Origin of the sequence: Streptomyces sp. NPDC060000 (genome assembly GCF_042737375.1) — a bacterium.
Taxonomy (GTDB): domain Bacteria; phylum Actinomycetota; class Actinomycetes; order Streptomycetales; family Streptomycetaceae; genus Streptomyces.
Map to the genome: position 1 here is coordinate 30,482 of NZ_JBHWUU010000033.1, position 18,143 is coordinate 48,624.

The window sequence follows — 18,143 nt, forward strand, 5'->3', positions numbered from 1 at the left end:
CGGCCCCCGGTGGACGGGCGGAGGATGGGGGGATGGGGCCCGGCCCCCGACCGGCGACGCCCACGGCCGCCGGGGAGACCGGCCCCGGCCGTGGTGAGACGCGGCCGGAAGGAGAAGCGTCATGATGGAAGTGAAGGCGCTCGAGAAGCCGGACGAGCGGCGCGATTTCCCCCGCGGCCACATCGAGGCCGTCCACATGACGGGGCTCGACTTCGCCGTGGCGACCTTCGAACCGGGATGGCGGTGGTCCGAGTCGCTCGCGTCGGTATCGGGAACCGACACCTGCCAGATCCACCACAACGGGTACGTGGTGCAGGGCCGGATGCACATCACCATGGACGAGGGCGGCGAGGGTGAACTGGGCCCCGGAGACGTCTTCGTGGTCCCGGCCGGCCATGACGCCTGGGTGGTGGGCGACGAACAGTGCGTGGTCTACGACTTCGCCGGGGCGATGGCCAAGGACTACGCGAAGGCCCAGTAGGGACGGGCGGATCCGCACAGCACCCGGGCTACACCGGGAGCAACCGGCCGACCAGAGCGCCGAGTTGGTGAGCGTTGCGGCACTCGTGCATCGCGACCAGCTCGGCGTACTCGGGTGCGGCCGAGTCACCCGTGCCCCACAGCGTGCGCGGCTCCGGGTTCAACCAGTGGACGCGGCGCGCCTGTCCGGCGATCTGACGCAGCGCGGCCAGGTTCGGGTCGCTCATGTTGGTCCGGGCGTCGCCGAGCACGAACACGGTGCTGCGCGGGCCGACCGCGGCGCCGTACCGCTGCGCGAACTCGCCCAGCGCGACACCGTAGTCGCTGCTGCCGTGATAGCCCGTCAGACTCGCCTCGGCACGGATGCGGGCGCCGAGGCCCTCCGGGTCGGCCGCGCCGTGCCGGAGCAGGCCGGTCACCTCGTCGATCCGGTTGACGAAGGCGAACACCCGTACCTTGCTGAACTGGTCGTGCAGCGCCTGCACGAGCAGCATCGTGAAGTCGGAGAAGCCGGACACCGACCCCGAGACGTCGCACAGCAGCACCAGTTCGGGGCGGACCGGGCGCCGGCGGCGCAGCACGGGCCGCATCGGGACCCCGCCCGTCGAGAGCGAGCCGCGCAGCGTTCGCCGCAGGTCGATGGTGCCCCGGGAGGCCCGGCGGCGGCGCGCGGCCATGCGCGTGGCCAGCTTGCGGGCCAACGGCTGCACGGTGCGCCGCAGTTCGGCCAGCCGGTCCTTCCCGGCGTACAGGAAGTCGACCCGGTCGGCGGTCGGTGCCACCGCGCGCCGGGCCATCTCGTCCCGCCCCCGCCGCTCCGCCACCCGGCGCCGGGCCTCCCCGGCCACCAGGGCACGGAAGGCCTCGATACGCCGCCGGATCTCGTCCTCGAGCAGCCGTCCGGTGAAGCCCGAACCACCGCCCCGGGAGCGGATGTCGTCCCGCACCCGCGCCAGCAGCGTCTGCGGGCGCAGCCGTTCCAGCGTCTGGTGCGACGACCAGCCGTCCGTGCCCGGTGAACTCCCGTAGCCGCCGAGGCCGTCGACCGCCTCGACCGCCAGCCGGGCCAGCGTCGCCTCGTCACCCGCGGCGAGTGCGGCGGCCAGCCGGTCACGCAGGCCGTCCCGGTCGCCGGGCTCGCCCTGCGGCGCGCCGACGCCGTACGGAAAGTACAGGTCGAAGACGGTGTCGAACACCCGCCGCTGGTCGGTCGAGTGCAGCAGCGTCGCGGCCAGTCCCTCGCGCAGCAGTGCGCGGTCCGCGAACCCCAGCGCCGCGGCCGCTTCGGCGGCGTCCACCGTCTCGCCGGTGCCGACGCGCAGGCCGTGCGCGCGCAGCGCGGCGACGAAGCCGACCAGACGGTCGGCGGCCTCGGCGCTCACACGGCGTCCAGATCGAGCTTCGCGCCGGCCTTGAGGATGTCGTCCTGGTGCTTGAGGATCACGCCCAGACTGTCGCGGACGACGCTCTCGTCGAGGGTGGTGGCGCCGAGCGCGAGCAGGGTGCGCGCCCAGTCGATGGTCTCGGCGACGGAGGGCGCCTTGCGCAGGTCCATCGCGCGCAGCGCGCCGATCACCCGGACCACCGACTCGGCCAGCGCCGCTTCGATGCCGGGCACCTTCAGCCGGACGATCCGCCGCTCCAGTTCCTCCTCCGGGAAGTCGATGTGCAGGAAGAGACAGCGGCGGCGCAGCGCCTCCGACAGCTCACGGCTCGCGTTGGAGGTGAGGACGACGAACGGGCGGCGCGCCGCGGTGATCGTGCCGAGTTCCGGGACGGTGACCTGGAAGTCGCTGAGCACTTCGAGGAGCAGCCCCTCCACCTCGACGTCGGCCTTGTCGGTCTCGTCGATCAGCAGGACCGTCGGCTCGTCGCCGCGGATGGCGGTCAGCAGCGGGCGCGGCAGGAGGAACTCCTCGCTGAAGATGTCCGTGCGCGCCTCGTCCCAGGTCTCGTCGCGGCCCGCGCTGATGCGCAGCAACTGCTTGGCGTGGTTCCACTCGTACAGCGCCCGCGACTCGTCGACACCCTCGTAGCACTGGAGCCGCACCAGCCGGGCCCCCGCCACCCGGGCCACGGCCTTGGCGAGTTCCGTCTTGCCGACGCCGGCCGGGCCTTCCACGAGCAGCGGCTTGCCGAGCCGGTCGGCGAGGAAGACGGTGGTGGCGACGGCCGGGGAGGCCAGGTAGCCGCTCTCGGCGAGCCGGGCGCGGACATCGTCGACGGACGTGAACAACGGGGCCTCCGGGCGGTTCGGTCGCGGTCTCGGCGAGTGTTCGATCACCTATCTAAGCGCTTGTTCACCCCGGTTGTCATCAGCGGTCGGGGCATTGTCGGTGGCGGGCGGTACGTTGCGATCATGGGTCTGTATCTGGTGAGTGTCGCCGCGCAGGACTGGTCGCAACCTGGGGAGGACGGCTACGGGGATGTCGCCGCCGCACTGAGGGCGGAGCTGGAGCGGCGCGGGCTGCCGCCCTACGAGCCACTGCCGCGGTACGGGGCACGGAACGCCGTGCGGGACGCGCCGGGCTGGTTCGAGGAGAAGATCAGCCCGTCCATGGACGGCTTCGTCGCGCTGTGCCGGGCGCAGTTGACCGGCGCGGAGCTGTCGACCCTCCTCGACTGGGCCGTGCTGGTCCCGTTGCCGCTGGAGGAGGAGATCGTGCTCCCCGTCGGTACCGCGTACGCCGGCGACGAGACGCCGGTCGCCGGGGCGCCGCGGGTCCTCGCCCTGGCCGAGCGACTGGCCGGGGTCATCGGCCTGCCCCTGGAGGCGATACCGGCGGGCGAGAACCTCGCACTGACCCTGTGGTTCATGGAGGGCGGGGCGGACCAGGCCGCCGAGGCACGGCCGGGGCCGTGGACCGAGGACCTGGACGCCGCCTTCTACGTGGCGCTGTACCTGCGCGCCGCCCAGTACTCCCTCCGGCACGGCTGCCCGATGACCTACTCCTGAGGGACCGCGCCCGGGTTGCCAGGGTGTACCCCACTCACCGGAAAGCCGCCGCGTTGCGCCGTGCCCACTCCTCGAAGGTGCGCGGCGGGCGGCCCAGCACCCGTTCGACGTCGGGGCTGACCCGCTGCTCGGCGGCCTTCGGTGCGCCCAGGATGGCCAGGGTGGTCTCGACCACCGGCTCCGGCATGAACCCCAGCATCTGCGCGCGCGCCTCCTCCCGCGTCTGCTCGACGAACCGGACCGGTTCCCCGATCGCCCTGCCGATGGCCTCCGCCTGCTGACGCGGCGTCGTGGGGGCGGGTCCCGTCAAAGCGTGGACCCGGCCGGAGTGTCCGTCCTGCCGCAGGGCCGCCGAGGCCACCTCGGCGATGTCGGACGGGTCGACGGTGGGCAGGCCGACATCGCCGAAGGGAGCCGCGACGGTGCGACGGTCGCGTACCGGCTCCGCCCAGGCGTAGGCGTTGGAGTGGAAGGCCCCCGGCCGCAGGATCGTCCAGTCCAGGCCCGACTCCCGCACGGCGTCCTCGACGGCACGCATCCTGCCCCCGTGCGACGGCGACTCGGGCCGCGTCTCCACTCCGAGGGAGGACAGCAGCACCACCCGGCGGACCCCACCGGTCTTCGCCGCGTCGAGAACCTCCCGCGGATCGAGCCGATGCGCGGCGGGCCCTCCGTCATGCAGGAACAGCGCGTCGGCCCCGTCGAGCACCGGCCGCAGGCTCTCCGCGTCGGTGAGGTCCGCGCGCACCGCCCGGACGGTGTCCGGGACCTCGGTATCCGAGATGTTCCGGGACGTGGCGGTCACCCGCTCGCCCGCTTCGGCGAGGAAACGGACCAGTTCACGGCCGACGTTCCCGGTCGCCCCCGTCACCACGATCATGGGTAACTCCTTGTTCGTCATGGGTTGTTGACGTTGCGGAACGACGCTAACACCGCCGGTATAGTAGGTACCCAGAGGAAAGTGACTTCCCCAGGGGGTACACATGACCGCCGACTCGGCCGATCCCGATTCCGATCCCGAGTTCGCCTGCCCGATCGCCCCCGTCGTGGACATCGTGTTCAGCCGCTGGACCACGCCGATCCTGTGGACGCTGCACACCCACGGCCGGCAGCGGTTCGGCGAGCTGGAACGCCGGATCACGAACATCACTCCCAAGGTGCTGACCCAGCGCCTGCGCCAGCTGGAGCGCGACGGCCTGGTGGTGCGCACCTACCACCCGGAGGTACCCCCGCGCGTCGAGTACGAGATCAGCGAACTCGGCCTGGGCCTGCGCCCGCTCTTCGCCCACCTCGCCGACTGGGCCACCGACAACCTGCCCAAGGTGGAACGGGCCCGGGAGGGCTACGACAGCAGGGGATGAGGGGGAGAGCCGAGGCCGGCGGCACCGGCCGAGGGCTGCCGAGGGGCCGTCGACCGAGGGCTGAGGCCGCCCCGTCGGCCGTGGGCCGCGGGTGTGACCCGGCGGGCCTTGGGAACCCGGCCCGCATGGACGAGCAGGCGCAGCTCCACGGGTCGTACTGGCTGCACAGCGCCCCGCCCGGCGCCCCCGCGCCCCCTCCGCACGGACCGCTGACGGTGGACGTCGCGGTCGTCGGCGCAGGCATCGCGGGGCTGAGCACGGCGTGGGAGCTGGCCCGGCGGGGACGCTCCGTCGCCGTACTGGAGGCGGATCGGATCGCGGCCGGGGTCACCGGGCACACCACGGCCAAGCTGACCGTCCTGCACACCCTCGTCTACGACCGGCTGCGCCGCACCCGGGGACCGGAGGGAGCCCGGCTGTACGCCCGCTCGCAGACGGAGGCCGTCCGGCACGCGGCGAACACCGCCCAGGAGCTCGGCGTCGACTGCGAGTGGGAGGACACGGCCGCGTACACCTACGCCGAGGATCCCACCCGCACCGATGCCCTGAAGGCCGAGGCGGAGGCCGCCCGGGAGGCCGGGCTGCCGGCCGAGTACGTGACCGGGACGGAGCTGCCGTTCCCCGTCGCGGGCGCGGTCCGGGTCGCCGAGCAGGCGCAGTTCCACCCCCGCAAGTACCTCCTGGCCGTCGCCGACGGCATCCGGCGGCTCGGCGGCACGGTCCACGAGAACACCCGGGTCACCGGCCTCGGAGAGGGCGACCCCTGTGTGCTGACCACCCGCTCCCCGGCCGGGGAGACGAAGGTGACCGCCCGGTCCGTCGTCGTCGCCACCCACTACCCCGTGTTCGACCGGGCCCTGCTCTTCACCCGGCTCTCCCCGCGCCGCGAACTGGTGCTGGCCGCCCCCCTCGACGCCGACCGGGCCCCGCGCGGCATGTACATCACCCCCGAGCGCAACACCCGCTCGCTGCGCACGGCACCCCTGGACGACGGCCGGCGCCTCCTCGTGGTGACCGGCGAGCACTTCACGCCCGGCGCGGGCGGTGACGTCGAGGAGCGCTTCGAACGTCTCGCGGGCTGGGCGCGGGAACACTTCGGCGAGCTGACGTTCACCCACCGCTGGGCCACCCAGGACAACGAGTCCACCGACACCGTCCCGCTCGTCGGCCCCTTCCACCCGGGCAGCGAGAACGTCTACGTCGCCACCGGCTTCGGCGGCTGGGGGCTGAGCAGTGGCATCATGGCCGGCCGGCTGCTGAGTGAACGGATCACCGGCGGCAGCTCCCCCTGGGACGACCTGTACGACCCCCGCCGCATCGCCTCCGTCGTCCGCGAGGGCGTCACCTTCGTCAAACAACAGGCTGACGTGGCACGGCACTTCGTCGGCGACCGGCTGCCCTCCTCCGACGGGCCGGCCGTGGACCGGATCGCCCCCGGCGACGGTGCGGTCGTCCGCGTCTTTGGAAAGCGCCGCGCGGTCCACCGGGACGCGGACGGGCAGCTGCACGCCCTCTCCGCCCGCTGCACCCACCTGGGCTGCCTGGTCGCCTTCAACCGCGCGGAGCAGGCAAGGGAGTGCCCGTGCCACGGCTCGCGGTTCGACGTGCGGGGGCAGGTGGTGCAGGGCCCGGCGACCGACCCGCTGGAGCCCCGCGAACTCTGAGCGAGGGCGCTCAGCCGACCAGGATCACCTCCAGGGTGCGCGGGCCGTGCACCCCCTCCACCCGGTCCAGCTCGATGTCACTGGTCGCCGAAGGACCGGAGATCCAGGTCAACGGGCGGGCGGGGTCGAGCCGTTCCAGGGCCTGCGGCACGGACGACACGACCTGCCCGGGGACGCGCACCACGCAGATGTGGTGGTCCGGGATCAGGGTGATCCGGCGTCGGCCCTGGTTGGGACCGCCGTCCAGCACGATCGTCCCGGTCTCGGCGATCGCCACCGCGCACGCCGTGACCACGCTGTCCACCCGGTCGAGTTCGTGCGCGCCGCTCTCCGCCCGGTCCGCGACGCGCGCGACGTCCGTCCGCGCCAGCCACGCCTCGTCGAGGCCGGTCGGCACGAGCACGGTCGCCGCCTTCCGCTCGGCGAGCAACCGGGCCAGCAGGGAAGGCAGTTCAGCCTCGCCGCACCGGTGCACGAGGGCCCGGTAGTCCGCCAGGTTCTCCGCCAGCAGAGCGACCGTCTCCTCGGTGCTCCGGGCGCCGTGCTCGCGCAGATAGCCGCGCGTCACGGCCTCCCCGTACGAGGCGTCGTCCTGGGGCACGTCGGCCAGCGCGCGCCGCACCCGGCCCAGAATCCGTTCCCTGCTGCTCACTTCGCCGCTCCTTCGCCGGTGGTGCCGCCGTTCGTACGCTGCCACCAGTCACGGAACGGCTCCGCGGGCACCGTCGGCAGATCCCGCGAACCGCTCCACGCCCTACCGGGACCGGGCAGCGTTCGGGGATGGAACCGGCGTGTCCGGGACGCCAGCCGCTGCCCGGTGCGCAGGGCGCCGGGCCGGCCGAACGCCCAGCGTGCCGCCCGCATCGCGGCCCGCTCGGCGGCATGGCCCCTGGCCGGCTTCAGCACCACCCTGTTGCCCTCGCGCGTGACCGGACCGCCCTGGACGACCCGTTCCCGCAGATGCACCAGCACCTCCGGGATGTCGATGGCCACCGGGCACACCTCGTAGCAGGCCCCGCACAGCGACGAGGCGTACGGCAGGGAGGCGTCGATCTCGCTCCCGGTGCCCCGCAGCTGAGGACTGAGGATCGCGCCGATCGGGCCCGGGTAGACCGAACCGTAGGCATGGCCGCCGGCCCGCTCGTACACCGGGCACACGTTCAGACAGGCGGAGCAGCGGATGCAGCGCAGGGCCTGCCGGCCGACCTCGTCGGCGAGGGTGTCGGTGCGGCCGTTGTCCAGCAGCACCAGATGGAAGGTGCCGGGGCCGTCGCCGTCCGTCGTGCCCGTCCACATCGACGTGTACGGGTTCATGCGCTCGGCCGTCGAGGACCGGGGGAGCGTCTGGAGGAAGACCTCCAGGTCACGCCAGGTCGGCACGATCTTCTCGATGCCGACCACGGAGATCAGTGTCTCGGGCAGGGTGAGGCACATCCGCCCGTTGCCCTCGGACTCCACGACCACCAGGGTGCCGGTCTCGGCGACCATGAAGTTCGCGCCGGAGACGCCGACCCTGGCGCGCAGGAACTTCTCGCGCAGGTGCAGGCGGGCGGCGTCGGCGAGTTCGGCGGGCGAGTCCGTCAGTCCCTCGGGTGCGGGGCGGCCCCACTCGCTCATCTCCCGGGCGAAGATGTCCCGGATCTCGCCCCGGTTGCGGTGGATGGCGGGGACCAGGATGTGCGACGGCCGGTCCTTGCCCAGCTGCACGATGAGCTCGGCGAGGTCGGTCTCGTAGGCGCGGATGCCCTCCGCCTCCAGTGCCTCGTTGAGGCCGATCTCCTGGGTGGCCATGGACTTGACCTTGACGACCTCGGACTCGCCGGTCTCCTTGACCAGGCCGGCCACGATCCGGTTGGCCTCGTCCGCGTCGGCGGCCCAGTGGACGATGCCGCCCGCCGCCGTCACCGACTCCTCCAGCTGCACCAGGTACCGGTCGAGATGGCGCAGCGTGTGGTCCTTGATCCGCTTGCCCGCCGCCCGCAACTCCGCCCAGTCCGACACCTCGGCCACGGCGTTCGCCCGCTTGGCCCGGATGGTGTGCGTGGCGTGCCGCAGATTGGCGCGCAGGGTCCGGTTGCCGACCGCCTCGTGCGCGGCTTCGGGGAAGGCCGGCATTCCTACGAACGTCCCGCTCATGAGGCCGGCTCCTTCTCGGTGCTCGCCAGGATCTCCGCGATGTGCACGGGCCGCATGCGGGTCTCCAGCCGGGTCATGGTGCCGCCGATGTGCATCAGGCAGGAGTTGTCCGCCGCGCACAGCACCTCGGCGCCCGTCGACTCGGCGTTGCGCACCTTGTCGGCGCCCATCGCCGCCGAGACGTCAGCGTTCTTCAGCGCGAAGGTCCCGCCGAAGCCGCAGCACTCGTCGGCCCCCGGCAGCTCCACCAGCTCCAGCCCCTCGACCGCCTGGAGCAGCCGCCGGGGCCGCTCACCGAGCCCCAGCCCGCGCAGTCCGTGACACGTCGGGTGGTAGGTCACCTTGTGCGGGTAGTACGCGCCGACGTCCGTCACCCCGAGCACGTCCACCAGGAACTCGGTGAGCTCGTACGTCTTGGGGACCACCGGCGCCAGGGTGGCGGCCAGGGTGTCCCCGCGCCCCTCGGCCCGGGCCCGCTCACCCATCCGCGGATACAGCTCCCGCACCATCGCCCCGCACGACCCCGACGGCGTCACGATCGCCTCGTACTCTCCGAAGACATCGGAGAAATGCCGGGCGAGCGGTTCGGCCTCATGGCGGTAGCCGGTGTTGTAGTGGGCCTGGCCGCAGCAGGTCTGGGCCATCGGGAAGTCGACCTCGACGCCCAGCCTGGTCAGCAGTTTCACCACGGCACGGCCGGTGTCCGGATAGAGCGTGTCGTTGACACAGGTCAGGAACAGTGCGACACGCATCGCGGCTCCTCGCGGTAGATCATCGGATGAGTGCAGAGTAGTCCGGGTCGGGGGCCCGCGGGAGACCCCGGCTCACCGCGCGGCGAGCCGGGCCTGCGCCTCGCGCCACGGCCCGGTGCCGCCCTGCGGCTCGTAGCGTGTCAGGGGCTGGGTACGGGCGAGCAGCCGGCGCATGTCGGCACGGTCGCCGACCGCTCCGTGCGCCCGCGCCTGGACGAGCACGTTGCCGAGCGCGGCGGCCTCCGTCGGACCGGCCACCACCGGCAGCCCGCAGGCGTCCGCGGTGAGCTGGCACAGCAGCGTGTTGCGGGTGCCGCCGCCGACGATGTGCACCACGTCGACAGGGTGGTCGGCGAGCCGCTGGGCCTCCTCGACGGCCCATCGGTGGGCCAGGGCGAGCGAGTCGAGGATGCAGCGCGTGATCTGCGCGGGCGAGACGGGCACCGGCTGTCCGGACGCGCGGCACGCCTCGGCGATCCGCTCCGGCATCCGCCCGGGCGCCAGAAAGGCTGCGTCCCCGGCGTCCACGACCGAGCGCAGCCCGGGCACGACGGCCGCGTCCCGCAGCAGCTCACCCAGATCCGGGTCGCCCCAGGCCCGCAGGCACTCCTGGAGCAGCCACAGGCCCATGATGTTGCGCAGGTAGCGGACGGTGCCGTCCAGCCCCAGCTCGTTGGTGAAGTTCGCGGCCCGGCTCTCCTCGGTGAGCACGGGCGCGGTCAGCTCCAGACCGGCCAGGGACCAGGTGCCGGTGCAGATGTAGGCGAACCGCTCGCCGGTCGCCGGGACGGCGGCCACGGCGGAGGCGGTGTCGTGCGAGCCGACCGTCGTCACCGGCACGGGCCCGGTCAGCCCCGTCTCCTCCAGCACCTCCGCCCGCAGCAGCCCCGCCGGGTCGCCGGGCCGCCGCAGCGGCGCGAACAGCTCCAGGTCGATGCCCAGCCGGGCGGCGACGTCGTACGACCAGTCGCCCGTCCGGGGATCGATCAGCTGGGTGGTGGAGGCGTTGGTGAGCTCGGTGCCCTGCTCGCCCGTCAGCCAGTACGCCAGCAGATCCGGAATGAGCAACAGGCGTCGTGCGTATGCGAGTTGCTGCGTATCGCGGGCCGCCGTCAGCTGGTAGAGGGTGTTGAAGGGCGCGTACTGCAGGCCCGTGGCCGCATACAGCTCGGCCGCCGGCACGGTGGCCCACACCTTCTCGGCGACCCCCTCGGTACGGGCGTCCCGGTAGTGCACCGGGTTGCCGAGAAGGGTCCCGTCGGCGTCGAGCAGGCCGTAGTCCACGGCCCAGCTGTCGATGCCGACGGAGTCCACCGGGCCGGCTGCCCGCAGCCCGTCCAGCACCCCCGCGTACAGGGACAGCACGTCCCAGCGCAATCCCTCCGGAACCCGGACCGGCCGGTTGCGGAAGCGGTGCGCCTCCGTCAGCTCCAGCGAGTCCGGGCCGACCCGGCCGACCATGACGCGCCCGCTGGACGCGCCGAGGTCGACCGCGGCGTACGACCGCGCGGCCGTCACCGGAGGAACGCGGCCGCCACACCCGCGTCGACGGGGACGTGCAGTCCGGTGGTGTGGGTGAGCTCGCCGCCGGTGAGGGCGAACACCGCGTTGGCCACATGCTCCGGCAGCACCTCACGCTTGAGGATGGTCCGCTGGGCGTAGAACTCGCCGAGCTTGTCCTCCTCGATGCCGTAGGTCGCGGCCCGCTGCGCACCCCAGCCGCCCGCGAAGATGCCCGACCCGCGCACCACGCCGTCCGGGTTGACGCCGTTGACGCGGATGCCGTGCTCGCCCAGCTCGGCGGCGAGCAGACGCACCTGGTGGGCCTGGTCGGCCTTGGTCGCGGAGTAGGCGATGTTGTTCGGGCCGGCGAAGACGGCGTTCTTCGACGCGATGTAGACGATGTCGCCGCCCAGCTCCTGGGCGATCATCACCCGCGCCGCCTCACGCGAGACGAGGAACGACCCGCGGGCCATGATGTCGTGCTGGAGGTCCCAGTCCCGTGCCGACGTCTCCAGCAGCGGCTTGGAGATGGAGATCCCGGCGTTGTTGACGACGAGGTCGACCCCGCCGAACGCGAGCGCGGCGGCCCGGAAGGCGCCGGCGATCTGCTCCTCGGAGGTCACGTCGACGGTCACGGCGACCGCCTTGTCGGCCCCGCCGAGCTCCTCGGCGACGGCGGCCGCGTTCTCGGCGTTCAGATCGGCGACGACGACACACGCGCCCTCGGCGGCCAGCCGCCGGGCGATGGCCCTGCCGATCCCGCTGCCGGCCCCGGTGACCAGGGCCACGCGCGTGGCCAGTGGCTTGGGCGCGGGCATCCGCTGGAGCTTGGCCTCCTCCAGGGCCCAGTACTCGATGCGGAACTTCTCCGACTCCTCGATCGGCGCGTACGAGGACACCGCCTCGGCGGCGCGCATGACGTTGATGGCGTTGACGTAGAACTCGCCGGCCACCCGCGCGGTCTGCTTGTCCTTGCCGAAGGAGAACATGCCCACGCCCGGGACCAGCACGATCGCCGGGTCGGCGCCGCGCATGGCGGGCGAGTCGGCGTCGGCGTGCCGCCGGTAGTAGGCGGCGTACTCCTCGCGGTACTCGGCGTGCAGCTCCTTCAGTCGCGCGACCGCGTCCTCCACCGGCGCGGTGGGCGGCAGGTCCAGGACCAGCGGCCGCACCTTCGTACGCAGGAAGTGGTCCGGGCAGGAGGTGCCGAGCGCGGCGAGCCGCGGGTGTTCGGCCCGCGCCACGAAGTCGAGCACGGCGTCGGAGTCGGTGAAGTGCCCCACCTGGGGCCGGTCCTGCGAGGCGATCGCCCGTACGTACGGCGCGAGCGCGGCGGCCCGTTCCCGCCGCTCGTCCTCGGGCAGCGCCTCGTAGCCCTCGAGGACCGGTCCGAACGGATCGGTCTTCCCCTTCTCCGCGAGGAAGGCCTCGGCGGTCCGGATGATGTGCAGCGAGTTGCGCTCGCACTCCTCGCAGGTGTCGCCCCAGGCGGTGATGCCGTGGCCGCCGAGGACCACACCGATCGCCTGCGGGTTGGCCGCCTTGATGGCGGCGATGTCCAGCCCCAGCTGGAACCCGGGCCGCCGCCAGGGCACCCACGCGACCGTGTCCCCGAAGCACTCGGCCGTCAGCTTCTCCCCGTCGGCGGCGCAGGCCAGCGCGATACCGGAGTCGGGGTGCAGATGATCGACGTGCGCGGCGTCGACGAGCCCGTGCATGGCGGTGTCGATCGACGGCGCCGCCCCGCCCTTGCCGTGCAGGCAGTAGTCGAACGCGGCGACCATCTCGTCCTCGCGCTCGACGCCCGGATAGACGTCGACGAGCCCCCGCAACCGGTCCAGCCGCAGCACGGCCAGCCCGGCTTCGGTGAGCGTGCCGAGGTCGCCGCCCGACCCCTTGACCCACATCAGCTCGACGTCCCCACCGGTCACGGGATCGGTGCCGGTGCCCTTGGCGGACGTGTTCCCGCCGGCGTAGTTGGTGTTACGGGGATCAGCGCCGAGCCGACGGGACCGGCCGAGGAGGGCGGAGGCTTCGGGGTGGGTGGTCATGAACCTTCAGTCCTTACTGACAGGGGGAGTGACAGGGGGAGAGTGCACTTGCTTCAGAGGCGGGGCCGTACCGACATGCGGCTCCGCAGCGCGGACGCGACCAGCAACATCGACATGCGGCTCCGCCGCGCGGACGCGACCAGCCACTACGGGCCCGCAGTCCGCGCGAACAGGTGATGGCGGACGCTCACGCGCCCCAGCCGGCCTGCTCCCCACCGACCCGCTCGGCAACGATCCTCTCGGCCCACCCGGACCGCCGGTACGCGGTCATGGGCTCGGGGTCGAGCCCCATCTCCTCCCGCACCTCACGAAGCAACGGCCGCACATCCGTGTTGTACGCGTCCATCACCACCGCGTTGGCCTCCAGCACATCCCCGGAAGCCTGCGCAGCGGCCAGCGCCGACGCGTCGACCAGCAGCGCCTTCGCCGTCGCCTCCTGCACGTTCATCACGGAGCGGATGATCGCCGGGATCTTCGCCTCGATGTTGTGGCACTGGTCGAGCATGAACGCCACCTCGGACGTGAAGCCTCCGCCGCGCACGACCTCGTACATGATGCGGAACAGCTGGAACGGGTCGGCGGAACCCACCATGAGGTCGTCGTCCGCGTAGAACCGCGAGTTGAAGTCGAACGCGCCGAGCTTGCCCTCCCGCAGCAGCGTGGCGACGATGAACTCGATGTTGGTGCCGGGCGCGTGGTGCCCGGTGTCCACCACGACCTGCGCCTTCGGCCCGAGCTTCAGGCAGTGGGCGTACGCCGTGCCCCAGTCCGGGACGTCCGTCGCATAGAAGGCGGGCTCGAAGAACTTGTACTCCAGCAGCATCCGCTGCCCGTCGCCGAGCCGCTCGTACACCGCGGAGAGGCCCTCGGCGAGCCGGTCCTGCCGCGTGCGGATGTCGTCCTGGCCGGGATAGTTCGTGCCGTCGGCGAACCACAGCTTCAGATCGGCGGAGCCGGTCGCGTCCATGATGTCGACGCACTCCAGCAGATGATCGAGAGCCTTGCGCCGCACCGCCGCGTCCGGGTGACAGATGCTGCCCAGCTTGTAGGCGTCGTCCTGGAAGGTGTTGGAGTTGATCGCCCCCAGCCTCACCCCGCGGTCCTCGGCATGTTTCGCAAGTGCGGAGTAGTCCTCCACCTTGTCCCACGGGATGTGCAGCGCCACGGTCGGGGCCACGCCGGTGAACGAGTGCACCTGCGCCGCGTCGTCCAGCTTCTCCTGCGGGGTGCGCGGGACGCCCTCCTGGGCGAACACCTTGAAACGGGTGCCTGAGTTCCCGTACGCCCACGACGGCGTCTCGACGGCCTGGGTCTTCAGAGCGGCCTTCACCGCGGCGAGGTCGGTCACTTCGGCTCCTGTGACATCGGTCCGGAACAACTCCCGGATGAAACGATTCAGAACGGGAAGCTATGAGGCCGCAGGGAGAGTGTCAACCCCTCCGGGCCGCACCGTTGTCCGTGACCACCGTGTGACCTACGGCTATCGAAAACTTTTCGAGACGTACCCATTGACGTGACATGGCCGGGATGCCTAACGTCCCGGCAATCCAGTTGAAACCTTTCACGACGCCGTGAGGGCACGTCCCGGGCGTCGTCGAGGAGCCATCCATGACCTACCCGTCCGACGCGGGACCGGCCCCGGTGCTGGCGTTGAAGGACGTAGCCAAGTCCTTCGGAGCCGTACGCGCCCTGCGGGGCGTCTCCCTGGAGCTGTTCCCCGGCGAGGTACACGCCCTCGCCGGCGAGAACGGCGCGGGCAAGTCGACGCTCATCAAGACGCTCGCGGGAGTGCACCGACCTGACGCCGGTCGGGTACTGCTCGACGGTGAGCCCGTCGTCTTCCACGGTCCCGGCGACGCCCGCGACGCCGGTATCGCCGTGATCTACCAGGAGCCCACGCTCTTCCCCGACCTGTCGATCGCCGAGAACATCTTCATGGGCCGCCAGCCCCGGCGGGCTCTCGGCCGCATCGACCACAAGGCCACCCACGCGGCCACCGCCGCCCTGATGCGGCGCCTGGGCGTCGAGCTCGACGCCGACCGCCCGGCGCGCGGCCTGTCCATCGCGGACCAGCAGATCGTCGAGATCGCCAAGGCGCTCTCCTTCGACGCCCGGGTCCTGATCATGGACGAGCCGACCGCCGCTCTCACCGGCAGCGAGGTCGCCCGCCTCTTCGGCGTCGTGCGCACCCTGCGTGAGCAGGGCGCGGCGGTGCTGTTCATCTCACACCGGCTGGAGGAGATCTTCGAGATCTGCCAGCGGGTGACCACCCTGCGCGACGGCGCCTGGATCGCCAGCGAGCCGCTGGCGGACATGACCGAGGACGACCTGGTCCGCCGGATGGTCGGCCGCGACCTCGACGAGCTCTACCCCAAGCAGGACGTGACACCGGGCGAGGTCGCCCTCAGTGTCCGCCGGCTGACCCGGGAGGGCGTCTTCACCGACGTCTCCTTCGAGGTCAGGCGCGGCGAGATCGTCGGCCTCGCCGGACTCGTCGGAGCCGGCCGTACGGAGGTCGCCCGGGCGGTCTTCGGCATCGACCGCTGGGACGCCGGGGAGGTCGCCGTGGACGGCCGCACGCTGACGAACGGCGCTCCCTCCACCGCGATGGCGGCCGGCCTCGCGCTGGTTCCCGAGGACCGGCGGGCCCAGGGCCTGGTGATGGACATGTCCATCGAGCGCAACATCGGCCTGACCGGCCTGCGCACGACCGTGAAGGCCGGTCTGATGGACCGCGGCGCCGAGCGCAGCCGCTCCCTCGACTGGGCGGTCAGGCTCCAGGTGAAGTACGCCCGGATCGCCGACACCGTCAACACGCTCTCCGGCGGGAACCAGCAGAAGGTCGTCCTCGCCAAGTGGCTGGCCACCGGCCCCAAGGTGCTCATCGTCGACGAGCCGACCCGCGGCATCGACGTCGGCACCAAGGCCGAGGTGCACCGGCTGCTCGGCGAGCTGGCCGCCGACGGGGTCGCCGTCCTGATGATCTCCTCCGACCTGCCCGAGATCCTCGGAATGGCCGACCGCGTGCTGGTGATGCACGAGGGCCGGCTCGCCGCCGAGATCCCCCGCACCGAAGCCACCGAGGAAACCGTGATGGCCGCAGCCACCGGGAGGGCCGCCGCATGACGGTGACCACCTCCCACGAGGCCCCCGTCGCCGAGGTGCCGAAGTCCAGCGGCACCCGGCTGGTCGACCGCGTCTTCAAGATGCGCGAACTCGCCATCCTGGTCGTCTTCCTGGTGATGATCGCCGTCACCCAGGCCGGCAACAGCGAGTTCCTGTCCGAGCAGGGCATCAAGGACCTGCTGCTGAACGCGACCATCCTGGTGCTGGTCGCCACCGGCCAGTCCCTGGTCGTCATCACCCGCAACGTCGACCTGTCGGTCGGCTCCACCCTCGGCATCAGCGCCTTCGCCGCCGGCACGTATCTGCACGGCGGCGGCAACCCGGTGATCGCGATCGTGCTGGCGGTCCTGCTGGGCGTCGGCTTCGGGCTCCTCAACGGCCTGCTGGTCAGCCTCGGTCAGGTGCCCGCCCTCGTCGTCACCCTCGGCACGCTGTACATCATCCGGGGCATCGACTCCATCTGGGTCGGCTCCCGCCAGATCACCGCCGCCGACCTGCCGAACTCCTTCGTCGACTTCGGCTCGGGCGGTCTCTCGGCGGTGCCGTGGCTCGCGCTGATCGCACTCGCCGTCCTCGTCGCCACCGCGTACTACCTCAAGCACTTCGGCAGCGGACGCGAGTTGTACGCGCTCGGCTCCAACCCGGAGGCGGCCCGCCTCGCCGGCATCCCGGTCCGCAAGCGGATCCTCGCCGCGTACACCTTCTGCGGCGGTCTCGCAGGTCTCGCAGGGGCGATGTACCTGGCCAGGTTCGGCAACGTCGACTCCGGTACCGGCAACGGCTACGAACTCACCGTCGTCAGCGCGGTCGTCGTCGGTGGCGTCGCCTTCACCGGCGGCTCAGGCAGCGTCTACGGCGCCGCCCTCGGCGCACTGCTGCTCACCTCCATCAACAGTGTCCTGCCCGCCCTCGGCGTCAGTTCGGTCTGGGTGCTCGCCATCAACGGCGTGCTGCTCCTACTGGCCATCGCGGTCGACCGGGTCGTCGCCCTGCGGGTGGCGTCGGCGCTGAAGAAGAGGTCGGCAGCGGCCCGCACCACCACCGCCCCCGTGGAGACCACCGTCAAGAAGGGAGACGCCGGCCATGCCTGAGTCGCTCACCCGCGCCGTCCGCTGGGACACGGTCGTCGGCGCCCTCCTGATCGTCCTGCTGCTGTTCTCGTTCTCCTCCGTGGACGGCTTCGGCAACGCCCTCAACCTGTCGTTCCTGATCGGCAACACCCTGCCCATCGCGCTCGTCGCGCTGCCGATGACCCTGCTGGTCGTCGCCGGCGAGATCGACCTGTCGGTCGCCTCCACCGCCGGGCTGTCCGGCGCGGTGATGGGCGCCCTGTGGAACCAGGGCATGACGATCGAGACGATCATCCCGATCTGCCTGCTGCTCGGCGTCGTGTGCGGGCTGGTCAACGGCCTGCTGGTGACCCGCCTCGGGCTGCCGTCCCTCGCCGTCACCATCGGCACCCTGGCCGCCTACCGGGGCATCGCCCAGATCGTCCTCGGCTCCGACGCGGTCACCGACTTCCCCACCCAGTACCTGGACTTCGCGGCCGGCCGGATCGGGGACAGCTTCCTCCCGCAGGCCTTCCCGCCCTTCGTCGTCCTGCTCGCGATCGCGGTGGTCGTCCTGCACGCCACCCCCTTCGGCCGCTCGCTGTTCGCGATCGGCGCCAGCGAGGAGGCCGCCCGGTTCGCCGGAATCCAGGTCAAGCGGAACAAGCTGATCCTGTTCACGGTGACCGGCCTGCTGGCCTCCCTCACCGGCATCTTCTGGGCCCTGCACTACGCCAGCGCCCGCTACGACAACGCCACCGGCCTGGAACTCTCCGTCATCGCGGCCGTCCTGCTCGGCGGTATCGACTTCGACGGCGGCAAGGGCACGCTCGGCGGCGCCGTCGCGGGCGTCCTCCTGCTCGGCGCGGCGCAGAACGTGATGAGCCTCCAGGACGTCTCCGCCCAGTCGCAGATCGTCGTCACCGGCGTCCTGCTCGTCGTCTCCGTGCTCGGCCCCCGGGTCGCGCGGCAGATCACCGTCGCGAGGGCGGCACGCTCCGCCGGCTAGCCGCGTGATCGAAGCCGCGGGCCCGCTGTGGCCGGTCGCGCAGTTCCCCGCGCCCC

17 protein-coding genes are annotated in these 18,143 nt (G+C 72.0%); 8 read left to right on the top strand and 9 right to left on the bottom strand.

Features of this window, described 5'->3' with window-relative positions:
• The first annotated feature begins 121 nt into the window (after window positions 1–121).
• Window positions 122–481, top strand: coding sequence for a cupin domain-containing protein (locus ACFWBB_RS19055; protein WP_385273303.1), 360 nt, complete (start codon window positions 122–124; stop codon window positions 479–481).
• A 28-nt stretch (window positions 482–509) separates the two neighbouring features.
• Here ACFWBB_RS19055 and ACFWBB_RS19060 read toward each other — a convergent pair whose 3' ends face one another.
• Together ACFWBB_RS19060 and ACFWBB_RS19065 are read right to left on the bottom strand one after the other, a co-directional pair.
• Entirely contained in the window at window positions 510–1,862 is a 1,353-nt protein-coding gene (locus tag ACFWBB_RS19060; protein WP_385273306.1) for a VWA domain-containing protein, read from the bottom strand.
• Complete coding sequence (locus tag ACFWBB_RS19065) at window positions 1,859–2,716, bottom strand: AAA family ATPase (RefSeq protein ID WP_385273309.1); 858 nt, start codon at window positions 2,714–2,716, stop codon at window positions 1,859–1,861. The genes ACFWBB_RS19060 and ACFWBB_RS19065 overlap by 4 nt, the downstream gene beginning before the upstream one ends.
• Window positions 2,717–2,839: 123 nt before the next feature.
• Between ACFWBB_RS19065 and ACFWBB_RS19070 the strand changes: the two genes are divergently transcribed.
• Window positions 2,840–3,436, top strand: a complete 597-nt coding sequence (locus ACFWBB_RS19070) for a hypothetical protein (RefSeq protein ID WP_385273312.1) — start codon at window positions 2,840–2,842, stop codon at window positions 3,434–3,436.
• A gap of 34 nt (window positions 3,437–3,470) precedes the next feature.
• Here the strand turns inward: ACFWBB_RS19070 and ACFWBB_RS19075 are convergent, their stop codons facing one another.
• On the bottom strand, window positions 3,471–4,316 hold the full coding sequence (locus ACFWBB_RS19075; protein WP_385273315.1) for an NAD(P)H-binding protein: 846 nt from the start codon (window positions 4,314–4,316) through the stop codon (window positions 3,471–3,473).
• Window positions 4,317–4,419: 103 nt separating this feature from the next.
• Between ACFWBB_RS19075 and ACFWBB_RS19080 the strand changes: the two genes are divergently transcribed.
• A complete protein-coding gene (locus ACFWBB_RS19080) occupies window positions 4,420–4,797 on the top strand; it encodes a winged helix-turn-helix transcriptional regulator (RefSeq protein WP_385273318.1) in 378 nt (125 codons plus the stop codon).
• A gap of 125 nt (window positions 4,798–4,922) precedes the next feature.
• Complete coding sequence (locus ACFWBB_RS19085) at window positions 4,923–6,461, top strand: FAD-dependent oxidoreductase (protein WP_385273321.1); 1,539 nt, start codon at window positions 4,923–4,925, stop codon at window positions 6,459–6,461.
• Window positions 6,462–6,471: 10 nt separating this feature from the next.
• Here ACFWBB_RS19085 and ACFWBB_RS19090 read toward each other — a convergent pair whose 3' ends face one another.
• The 5 genes from ACFWBB_RS19090 to ACFWBB_RS19110 form a co-directional block, all read right to left on the bottom strand.
• Window positions 6,472–7,113, bottom strand: a complete 642-nt coding sequence (locus tag ACFWBB_RS19090) for a lactate utilization protein C (protein ID WP_385273324.1) — start codon at window positions 7,111–7,113, stop codon at window positions 6,472–6,474.
• Window positions 7,110–8,597: a lactate utilization protein B gene (locus ACFWBB_RS19095; RefSeq protein ID WP_385273327.1), complete on the bottom strand. Its 1,488-nt coding sequence runs from the start codon at window positions 8,595–8,597 to the stop codon at window positions 7,110–7,112. The genes ACFWBB_RS19090 and ACFWBB_RS19095 overlap by 4 nt, the downstream gene beginning before the upstream one ends.
• Complete coding sequence (locus ACFWBB_RS19100; protein WP_385273330.1) at window positions 8,594–9,349, bottom strand: (Fe-S)-binding protein; 756 nt, start codon at window positions 9,347–9,349, stop codon at window positions 8,594–8,596. Before ACFWBB_RS19100 ends, ACFWBB_RS19095 begins: the two co-directional genes overlap by 4 nt.
• A gap of 72 nt (window positions 9,350–9,421) precedes the next feature.
• Window positions 9,422–10,810: a rhamnulokinase family protein gene (locus tag ACFWBB_RS19105; RefSeq protein WP_385273460.1), complete on the bottom strand. Its 1,389-nt coding sequence runs from the start codon at window positions 10,808–10,810 to the stop codon at window positions 9,422–9,424.
• Window positions 10,811–10,863: 53 nt separating this feature from the next.
• Window positions 10,864–12,903, bottom strand: coding sequence for a bifunctional aldolase/short-chain dehydrogenase (locus tag ACFWBB_RS19110; RefSeq protein ID WP_385273333.1), 2,040 nt, complete (start codon window positions 12,901–12,903; stop codon window positions 10,864–10,866).
• 48 nt (window positions 12,904–12,951) lie between these two features.
• On the opposite strand from ACFWBB_RS19110, the gene ACFWBB_RS19115 reads away from it, so the two are divergent.
• The gene (locus tag ACFWBB_RS19115) at window positions 12,952–13,080 is read left to right on the top strand and encodes a hypothetical protein (protein ID WP_385273336.1); all 129 of its coding nucleotides are present in this window, start codon (window positions 12,952–12,954) and stop codon (window positions 13,078–13,080) included.
• A gap of 10 nt (window positions 13,081–13,090) precedes the next feature.
• Here the strand turns inward: ACFWBB_RS19115 and rhaI are convergent, their stop codons facing one another.
• On the bottom strand, window positions 13,091–14,251 hold the full coding sequence (rhaI, locus tag ACFWBB_RS19120) for an L-rhamnose isomerase (RefSeq protein ID WP_385273339.1): 1,161 nt from the start codon (window positions 14,249–14,251) through the stop codon (window positions 13,091–13,093).
• 260 nt (window positions 14,252–14,511) lie between these two features.
• On the opposite strand from rhaI, the gene ACFWBB_RS19125 reads away from it, so the two are divergent.
• From ACFWBB_RS19125 to ACFWBB_RS19135, 3 genes are read left to right on the top strand one after another with little or no spacing between them, the layout of a single operon-like run.
• Window positions 14,512–16,029, top strand: a complete 1,518-nt coding sequence (locus tag ACFWBB_RS19125; RefSeq protein ID WP_385273342.1) for a sugar ABC transporter ATP-binding protein — start codon at window positions 14,512–14,514, stop codon at window positions 16,027–16,029.
• A complete protein-coding gene (locus ACFWBB_RS19130; RefSeq protein WP_385273345.1) occupies window positions 16,026–17,120 on the top strand; it encodes an ABC transporter permease in 1,095 nt (364 codons plus the stop codon). Before ACFWBB_RS19125 ends, ACFWBB_RS19130 begins: the two co-directional genes overlap by 4 nt.
• Window positions 17,113–18,087, top strand: coding sequence for an ABC transporter permease (locus ACFWBB_RS19135; protein WP_385273348.1), 975 nt, complete (start codon window positions 17,113–17,115; stop codon window positions 18,085–18,087). Before ACFWBB_RS19130 ends, ACFWBB_RS19135 begins: the two co-directional genes overlap by 8 nt.
• Window positions 18,088–18,143 lie beyond the last annotated feature (56 nt).

What these genes read in the sequence shown, in the direction of transcription:
- ACFWBB_RS19070 (WP_385273312.1), top strand. Translation starts at nt 2,840, where the DNA reads ATGGGTCTGTATCTGGTGAGTGTCGCCGCGCAGGACTGGTCGCAACCT.
- ACFWBB_RS19095 (WP_385273327.1), bottom strand. Translation starts at nt 8,597, where the DNA reads ATGAGCGGGACGTTCGTAGGAATGCCGGCCTTCCCCGAAGCCGCGCAC.
- ACFWBB_RS19080 (WP_385273318.1), top strand. Translation starts at nt 4,420, where the DNA reads ATGACCGCCGACTCGGCCGATCCCGATTCCGATCCCGAGTTCGCCTGC.
- ACFWBB_RS19130 (WP_385273345.1), top strand. Translation starts at nt 16,026, where the DNA reads ATGACGGTGACCACCTCCCACGAGGCCCCCGTCGCCGAGGTGCCGAAG.
- ACFWBB_RS19085 (WP_385273321.1), top strand. Translation starts at nt 4,923, where the DNA reads ATGGACGAGCAGGCGCAGCTCCACGGGTCGTACTGGCTGCACAGCGCC.
- ACFWBB_RS19100 (WP_385273330.1), bottom strand. Translation starts at nt 9,349, where the DNA reads ATGCGTGTCGCACTGTTCCTGACCTGTGTCAACGACACGCTCTATCCG.
- ACFWBB_RS19055 (WP_385273303.1), top strand. Translation starts at nt 122, where the DNA reads ATGATGGAAGTGAAGGCGCTCGAGAAGCCGGACGAGCGGCGCGATTTC.
- ACFWBB_RS19135 (WP_385273348.1), top strand. Translation starts at nt 17,113, where the DNA reads ATGCCTGAGTCGCTCACCCGCGCCGTCCGCTGGGACACGGTCGTCGGC.
- ACFWBB_RS19105 (WP_385273460.1), bottom strand. Translation starts at nt 10,810, where the DNA reads ATGGTCGGCCGGGTCGGCCCGGACTCGCTGGAGCTGACGGAGGCGCAC.
- ACFWBB_RS19075 (WP_385273315.1), bottom strand. Translation starts at nt 4,316, where the DNA reads ATGATCGTGGTGACGGGGGCGACCGGGAACGTCGGCCGTGAACTGGTC.
- ACFWBB_RS19110 (WP_385273333.1), bottom strand. Translation starts at nt 12,903, where the DNA reads ATGACCACCCACCCCGAAGCCTCCGCCCTCCTCGGCCGGTCCCGTCGG.
- ACFWBB_RS19125 (WP_385273342.1), top strand. Translation starts at nt 14,512, where the DNA reads ATGACCTACCCGTCCGACGCGGGACCGGCCCCGGTGCTGGCGTTGAAG.